The organism is Cohnella mopanensis (assembly GCF_022352055.1).
GTDB classification, from domain to species: domain Bacteria; phylum Bacillota; class Bacilli; order Paenibacillales; family Paenibacillaceae; genus Cohnella; species Cohnella mopanensis.
Map to the genome: position 1 here is coordinate 639874 of NZ_JAKRWM010000004.1, position 8823 is coordinate 648696.

Consider the following 8823-nt stretch of genomic DNA (forward strand, 5'->3'; position numbering starts at 1 on the left):
CTAAAACCGAGCTGTCCCCTATCTATCCAGCTCATTCCTTCTTGGAAGAACTACAGAATTCCTGTAGACTAGAAAGTAAATAAATCATAGAAGATTAATGGAGGCTATATGCTCCCCTCATTTTATAGCAATTGGAAACATGTGTTTAAGCTAGACCCCGACAGGCCGATCGATGACGAGACTTTGGATGCGATCTGCACTTCCGGAACGGATGCGATTCTGGTCGGAGGATCCAGCGGGGTTACTTTCGATAATACGGTGGATCTCATGTCGCGCATTCGCAGATACGAGGTGCCTTGCGCGTTCGAGCTATCCGATGCTTCGTGCGGGGTACCTGGTTTCGATGGGTATTTTATCCCGAGCGTGCTGAATACAAAGCAGTCGGAGTGGCTAATCGGCCGTCATGCCGAAGCTCTACGCGATTTCGGACATTTGCTCCCATGGGATTTAATCGCGGGCGAAGCGTATCTGGTCCTGAACCCGGATTCTACCGTCGCAAGACTGACCGGAGCGGATGCGTCCCTCTCTGCCAACGAAGCGGTCGCTTATAGCCAAGTAGCGGACAGGCTTTGGAACGTCCCGGTATTGTACGTGGAGTATAGCGGGACTTTCGGCGATATGGAGCTGCTTAAGCGGATTAAATCTAATCTCAAGCAGGCTCATCTGTTCTATGGCGGGGGAATCAACAGTGCCGAACGGGCGGCGCAAGCCGCGCTTCATGCGGATACGGTCGTGGTAGGCAACATCATATATGAAAATCTGGATGCGGCGCTGGCAACGGTTAGCGCTGTTAACCTCTCGATAAAGGAGCAAGAGCATGTTTTTTGAACGGGATAACACGAATGCGATTGATATCGACGATTCCATTAATAGACTGAATCCGAAGCAGAAAGAAGCGGCCATCTCGACGAAGGGGCCATTGCTGATTATGGCCGGTGCGGGAAGCGGCAAGACGCGTGTGCTCACACATCGTATCGCTTACTTGATCTCCAAGCGGTTAGCCGCACCTTGGAGCATTCTGGCGATCACGTTCACGAACAAAGCGGCTCGCGAGATGCAGGAACGGGTATCTAAGCTGATTGGTCCGTCAGGCAGAGACATTTGGGTAAGCACCTTTCACTCGATGTGCGTTCGTATTCTGCGCAAGGACATCGAAAGAATCGGTTTCGGCTCTAATTTCAGTATTTTAGACTCTACCGACCAACTATCGGTTATTCGTAATGTCATGAAGGACAATAACATCGACGTTAAGAAAATCGAGCCTAAAGCGGTGCAGGCTTCCATTAGCGGGGCGAAGAACGAGCTTCTGTCTCCCGCGCAGTACGATCAGAGGCAAGGGGATTACTTCGAATCGATCGTGGCTAAAGTTTACACGCAATACCAGAAGAGGCTTAAGGCCAACAACTCGCTCGATTTCGACGATCTGCTTCTGCTGACGATTCAGTTGTTCAAGGACGTTCCGGAAGTGCTGGACTTCTATCAGAACAAATTCAAATACATCCATGTGGATGAATATCAGGATACGAACAAAGCGCAATATACGTTGTGCAAAATGTTGGCGGAGAAGCATCACAACATCTGCGTGGTAGGGGACAGCGACCAATCGATCTACCGTTGGCGCGGGGCGGATATAACGAACATTCTTAATTTCGAAGCCGATTACCCGGAAGCGCAGAGCATCTTGCTCGAGCAGAACTACCGTTCGACCTCGACCATTCTGGATGCCGCTAACGCGGTTATTAAGAACAACATGGGACGCAAAGCCAAAAATCTATGGACGGATCAGACTGGCGGAGACAAAATAACGGTGTACCAAGGCGATTCGGAGCATGAAGAGGGATACTTCATCGCCGGGGAAATTCGCAAGAACCGTCAGAATGCCCGCCGTTATAGCGATCATGCTATCTTGTATCGGACGAACGCGCAATCCCGGGTCGTGGAGGAAATTCTGATCAAGTCGGAAATTCCGTATCAGATCGTCGGCGGAATCAAGTTCTACGATCGCAAAGAGATTAAAGACATTCTTTCCTATTTAAGATTAATATCCAATCCAGATGACGATAACAGTCTTAATCGGGTTGTTAACGTGCCGAAGCGCGGTCTAGGCGATACGACGATGGCGAAGGTGCAGGAAGAAGCAACCCGTAAGGGCGTTTCCATGCTTCGTCTACTGAACGAAGGAGACGGACTGCTCGGAGATGGATTATATCATTTGGACATCCAAAACCGCGCGAAGTCGGCCTTGTCCGAGTTCCGTGACCTCATCCGTAATTTAAGCTCAATGGTCGAGTTCCTGTCCGTAACGGAATTAACGGAGAAGCTTCTCGAGCTTACGGAATACCGGCTGGAGCTACAACGCGAAAATACTTTGGAATCCAAATCCCGGCTTGAGAATATCGAAGAGTTCTTGTCGGTTACGCAAGAGTTCGAGAAACGCAATGAAGATAAGTCGTTGGTCTCATTCTTGACGGAATTGGCTTTGGTCGCGGACATCGACTCCATGGACGACGATGATGAAGACGCCGGTGATGCGGTCATTCTCATGACGATGCATAGCGCCAAGGGGTTGGAATTTCCCGTCGTGTTCATCGTCGGGATGGAAGAAGGCTTGTTCCCAAGCAGCCGATCTTTCATGGACAACGAGGAGATGGAAGAAGAGCGCAGGCTCGCATATGTTGGGATTACGAGGGCGGAGAAGAAACTTTATCTGACCTGTGCGCGTATGAGATTGCTCTACGGACGTACAAGTACGAACGCGCCATCGCGATTCTTGGAGGAGATTCCAAGCGATCTGAAAGAAGCGGTCGAGCCTGCAGGCGGAGGCCGTTCCGGTTCTTACGGCGGATATGGCTCCCGATTGGGCGGAGGCGGCGGTAGCGGGGGATATGGATCGCGCGCATCTTCGGCAAGTACGGGAGGTTACCCGCCTTCGAGCTTTGGCGCTCGTCCGACGATCTCGCCGACGAATGGCGGCAACAGCGGTAGTAGCGGCAGCCCGGTAATAAGACCGCAAACGCCTTCCGCTGCCAAACCGGTTGGAGACGGGATGGCGATTGTTGCGGGAGATAAGGTCCAGCATGCGAAATGGGGCGTCGGCACAGTCGTTTCCGTCAAGGGAACGGGCAACGATGCCGAGCTGCAGATTGCTTTTCCTGCGCCGACGGGTGTTAAGAGACTGCTAGCCGCATTTGCCCCGGTGACCAAAATATAAGAATTAAAGTGAGGTTAAGCCAGTATGGCTCAAACGGAATTGCTGGAGCGGATGCGGAAACTCGTCGTCGAACTCAACGCGCATAGCCATCGATATTATACGGAAGATAATCCGACGATCAGCGATAAAGAATACGACGTTCTTTACGATGAATTGAATCGTCTGGAAGCGGAGAGCGGAACGATATTGCCCGACTCTCCTACGCGTAGGGTTGGCGGGGATATTCTTAAGGGTTTTGAGCCCCATCGTCACCTGTCCCGGTTATGGAGCTTGGACAAGGCGCAAAATATCGAGGATTTGAACGCGTGGGCAGCTCGCGCTAATCGCTTGATTGCCGATTACAATGCCAAGAACCCAGAGCAACAATTGCCTCCTGCGGAGTACGTATTAGAGTTGAAGTTCGATGGCTTATCGCTGAACTTGACCTACAGCGATGGCGGGCTTGCGCAATCGGCTACTAGGGGCAATGGCGAAGTCGGGGAAGGAATTCTTGCCCAAGTTCGCACGATCCGTACCGTTCCGCTGACGATCGGTTTCGACGAGGGGACGATCGAGGTTCAGGGCGAAGGCTTCATGCGCTTATCCGTGCTCGAAGAATATAACAAGACAGCGGCTGAGCCGCTTAAGAACGCTCGTAATGGAGCGGCAGGAGCGCTTCGCAACCTGGATCCTAAGGTTACGGCTTCCCGCAGGCTGGATGCTTTCTTCTATAACGTAGGTTATGCCGAGGGGGTATCCTTCGACAATCATCGCGAGATGATGGCGTTCTTGCGGGATAACAAATTTCCGGTTAATCCTTACATTGCCTACTTCTCCAACATCGAGGATCTGATTGCGGAGTTGGACGTGATCGTGGAGCGGCGCGGACAATTGGACTACCTCATCGACGGTGCAGTTATTAAGCTGACCGATATGAGAACCCGTGAAGCTCTCGGCTATACGGACAAATTCCCGCGTTGGGCCGTGGCGTTCAAATTCGAAGCTGAAGAAACGACGACAGTTCTTGAATCGGTATCTTGGGAGCTTGGCAGAACGGGGAAAGTTACTCCGCTCGCGCGCGTTGAAGCGGTTGAGCTGGCTGGAGTAACGGTTCAGAATTGCACCCTTAATAACATTGGGGATATCGAACGCAAGAACTTGTCCCATGCATTGGGAACGAGGGTATTCATTCGTCGTTCCAACGACGTGATTCCCGAAATTCTAGGCAAGGCAGATGACGAAGAAGGCGGAACGATCGAAGTTCCGACGGTCTGCCCTGGATGCGGTTCTCCTCTAGAAATGAGAGGGGCGCACCTGTTCTGCAATAATCGTCTCGGCTGCAAGCCGCAGATCATCGGACGGATTACCCACTTCGCTTCGCGCGATTGCATGGATATCGAGACTTTCAGCGGGAAAACCGCCGAGCAGCTTTACGACGAATTAAACGTTCGAGAGCCGGCCGATCTATATGGTCTTAGCTTTGATGATTTGGTTAAGCTTCAGCGTTTCGGAGAGAAGAAAGCGACCAATTTATTAGCGGCTCTGGAGAAATCCAAATCGCGAGGGCTTGCCTCCTTCCTTAATGCATTAGGCATTCCGAACACGGGTAAGGCAACGACGAAAATGCTAGCGGATCACTTCGGGGATTTGGATCGTCTCATGGCTGCCGAAGCCGAGGAGCTTGTTGGGTTGCCCGATGTCGGCGGCATTGTTGCCGAGAGTATCTATAGCTTCTTCCACGATCCTCTGGCGCAGGAAAGCATTGCCCGTATGCGCGCATACGGCGTGAAAGCAGAAGCAGCTGCTCCTGCAGCGGCTGCAGCGGATGCGAGTCATCCTCTTTTCGGCAAAACCGTCGTATTGACCGGAACTTTAACCGTCATGACGCGCGATGAAGCCGCGAAAAAGCTGGAAGCGTTGGGTGCTAAAGTGTCGGGAAGCGTGTCCAAGAAAACGGATCTTGTTATCGCCGGTGAAAGCGCGGGTAGCAAGCTGACCAAAGCTCGCGATCTTGGCGTTCCAGTATTGGAAGACGAAGCGGAATTGGTACGCCTGCTTGGCGGTGCGAATGAATAACTAACTTAGAGGCCGTCCCGTAAACCATAACAATGGCTTGCGGGACGGCCTTATTCATAACGGAGCCGAGTACTCCTATCTCCATCTACATTCATCCACTACCTCTACAAATCCCCTGCAATAACTCCATTCGAATGCTCGATATCGGCCTGCAAACCCGCGTCTCGTCTCATTTTCCGCCATGATATATTCATGTATTTTTATATAATTATAATTTAATATAAGTGAAGTGTTATGTAGTGCCGATGCAATCAATATGGATAATTATTGAAACTAATTAAAAGCCTTGGTCGTCTAATTTGTCAGAAGAATCATAAGGCGGAGGTTTGCTTAATGGACGGATTTCCAGCGCGAGTTAGACGATGGGGAGTAGGGCTGCTTGTTTTTGCTATTCTGAATGGATGTTCTAACAGTGATAACAATCAAGCGGAACCCGACAAATCGAACATAGAGATTAGAACGCCATCACCGACAGCTACGCCGATTCCATCACCGTCCCCTACTCTTGCGGCTATGACCTATAAGAATGTGAAAACGGCATTGTCGATGGATATGACCAAGGAAGAGGTTGATAACGTTTTTGGACATTCTTATGAAGTCCAAGCTTCATCTCTTTATTTGCATTCGGATTGGGTGCCGGTTGAACTGTGGACTTACTCAGAGGGCGACAAGACATCTATGCAATTATTTTGGTCACAGGATCAACGTTTGTTATATGCGGTTTTCTATGATCAGGATGAACAAGGGAATAGAAGAAGCTATATCCCAAGCGTAGGCGCGCTAGCGTCCTCCTCATCCGAGGATAATCTCCTAGCTGCGAAATATGGCATCCGCGTAGGTCAGGAGCTATCGGTTGCAGAAAGCGCGGCCGGTTACGACATGCTAAGTTCTTCGATGCCGATATTATCGTATTTGGCCGTGCCTAGCAGGCCGGTTACCGTAACGGCAATTAACGAAACGTTCGCCGAGATAGATGACGATGGGGTTCGGTCGTGGATTCCGATATGGTATTTAACGAAAGAAGCGGCAGATGTTCAAGATATCGAACCGCTTGAGTTGACGGTGAATCAGGATGGTCAAGCTTATTGGTATCCCGGTTCGCAATTGGCCGTTATGCCGATCCAGAAAAACGAGACCGTATATGCTTTTCGCAGTTTTGGAGATTGGTATGGAGTTACCGCTACTGCATCGACCAGTGATCATCGCTCTAATGCTGGATTAATGTGGATAAGGAAAGATCAAGCGTCATCTTCGGGAAAGGCTTGGCTTCCTATATATGCTTACAAGATGATTTCCTCCGATTCAGTGGCCGCCGTAGTCCGATCAGAGATTGTCCTTGGCGCAACGGCTCGTCGTATCGAGCGAATACTGGGTAAACCGCAATTTATCGAACGGTCGGACAATATCGAACAACCCGGGAAGTTGAAAACATTGCAAGTGTGGAGATACGAGAATGCTACTTCCGAGCTCGTTCTGACTTGGTCCGATCAGCAAACGTTGTTGAACTACCGTTATCGGGATCGAAGCGGAGAGATTAACTTCGGCAACGGGAACCAATATAACTTTGAGCAACCTGCTCGAATTCTATCGATTGCGGATAAGGATGTGCCGGTGGTTGCCTCCGCTAAGGTCACCTACGACTGGAGAACGAAAACCGAATTGCCTTATAACTATTTAATACGCGAAGCGGGCAATACCCTTCTTGTGGCTGGAGAAGATAATGGCTTTAGCGGTTTTCACGAAGCATCGCACCTATATGGATTGAATCGTGACACGGGGAAAGAAGTATGGAAATACGATTTCGGATACGGGATGCATCTATACGCTTTTTCACCCGAGAATAATGCCATTGTCTTTTATCGAATGTTCGAGAATGAAGTGGATAGCTCCCGTTATGAGTTGCTGGCTATAGACACCAGAACGGGAAATAAGCTATGGGGTAAAACTTTTAAGGTAGACAGCGCCATAGACGATCAAAGCTATTCGGTATCGGGCAAAGTTGCCGTTCTGGCCTATGTACAGAAAATCGGGGAGGATCAAGCAACAACTCGCCTTGAAGCACGTGACATTCGTAGCGGGCGCCTACTGTGGAATAAGAAGATTGAAGGCTCCGCGCGATTGGTTGAGCAGAATAGCCAGTTACCTGTTATAGCGATTCAAACGGGTAACCAAATGTTAATCGATTCCCGAATTACGGCATTAGATCCGCAGACCGGGGGGATCAAGTGGGAGCTTAAGGAGCGAACGACGTATCTTGCATCGGATAATCTTCTCACCGTAGACAATCGATTTCCGCAGAATGAATTGACGGGTTATTGGACGAGATCCGATGATCGGCTTATTTTGGTAGATGCAAAATCAGGTCGATCAAAGCTCGAATTACCTATTACTTACGAGTACGGCACTCACTATGATGGGATTAACGATCGCTACATGTTTAGACAGCAGGCGCTTGACGGAGAGAAATTATATGATAGCCAAGATATTTCAACTTCATTAATAGATCTTAGATCAGGTAAAGCCGTTTGGTCGGTTAAGGGTAAAGCTGATCGAGGCTTGTTGCGTAATGGACGGTTGTTCTATTGTTTAGATGGGAAGCCGAGAGCGGTAAACTTATCCGATGGGAAAATCATTTGGGAAACCGAGTTTGCGGTGAGAGGGATGATGGAGCTATATCGAAATGAGCTTCTCGTTGAGGGGGTTCCAGACGTCTATATAGTAGATGGCGAGACGGGACGAGTGGAAAATCGCCTTCATGACGTAAGGATAGGGTATCATGAGGTTACGCCTAATGATCAGATATACGGAGTGTTGACCGTACTGGACGGTAAGCTATACGTTGGTTCTTCGAACGGGTATTTTGGAAGGATGCGGTAGAAACGACGAAGGAGCGAATCCGTGTGGATTCGCTCCTTCTATTATTGTAATGATTTGATTAAGTGCGCCAAATCCGTCTACCTGCGCGAATTTGTTTGATCCAGAAGTAAACGGTACATCCGATGCAATAACCGAGCAACGCGGCGCTCGCTGCCAGAAGCAACATGGCGGAGAAGGCGTAAGCGGCAATCTGCCATCCGAAGGTGAACGAGACTAACGCTAGGGTAAGGAAGAGAATAGCCAACGTATTATTGAAACGTTGAAGTTCAACCGCTTGCGTTTCTTCTCCCTTATTTTTAAGAACAAGCTTCGCTATGATCACGAATAGATTGTAACGGCCATCGGACAGGATGCCCGCGACTTGTATAACCCATAGTGCCGCCAGTACCCAGGGCTGATGGAAGATGAAAGAGAGAATGACCGATAGGACGATTCCTGTCTGATTGGCTTTCACGTAGCGCATCGGAACTTCCTTCATTTATAATCACCTCAATGTTGATATGTTTACTTGTATTTAATGTATAGCATAACAGAAGTAAGGGCAATAGGTATATGATATTTCGGTTAGATTAGCTGCATTAAATTTCCAGTATAAAAAGTGTTGCAATTGGTTTGTCAGCTGTGATATATTATTCAAGTCGCCGTTAGCGCGGACGACAACGAAATACGAAACAAATTGT

General features: G+C 49.3%; 5 protein-coding genes. 4 read left to right on the forward strand and 1 reads right to left on the reverse strand.

The window, feature by feature from the left end; translation table 11 throughout:
* Positions 1–108: 108 nt before the first annotated feature.
* From pcrB to L3D05_RS10230, 4 genes are all read left to right on the forward strand, one after another.
* On the forward strand, positions 109–828 hold the full coding sequence (gene pcrB, locus L3D05_RS10215; protein WP_239615927.1) for a heptaprenylglyceryl phosphate synthase: 720 nt from the start codon (positions 109–111) through the stop codon (positions 826–828).
* Positions 818–3211 carry a DNA helicase PcrA gene (pcrA, locus tag L3D05_RS10220; protein WP_239615928.1) on the forward strand — a complete coding sequence of 798 codons (2394 nt, stop codon included), beginning with the start codon at positions 818–820 and terminating at the stop codon, positions 3209–3211. The genes pcrB and pcrA overlap by 11 nt, the downstream gene beginning before the upstream one ends.
* Before the next feature lie 24 nt (positions 3212–3235).
* Complete coding sequence (gene ligA, locus L3D05_RS10225) at positions 3236–5266, forward strand: NAD-dependent DNA ligase LigA (protein WP_239615929.1); 2031 nt, start codon at positions 3236–3238, stop codon at positions 5264–5266.
* A gap of 333 nt (positions 5267–5599) precedes the next feature.
* Positions 5600–8143, forward strand: coding sequence for an outer membrane protein assembly factor BamB family protein (locus L3D05_RS10230; RefSeq protein ID WP_239615930.1), 2544 nt, complete (start codon positions 5600–5602; stop codon positions 8141–8143).
* 58 nt (positions 8144–8201) lie between these two features.
* Here L3D05_RS10230 and L3D05_RS10235 read toward each other — a convergent pair whose 3' ends face one another.
* Positions 8202–8621 carry a DUF4395 domain-containing protein gene (locus L3D05_RS10235; protein ID WP_239615931.1) on the reverse strand — a complete coding sequence of 140 codons (420 nt, stop codon included), beginning with the start codon at positions 8619–8621 and terminating at the stop codon, positions 8202–8204.
* Positions 8622–8823: the final 202 nt, after the last annotated feature.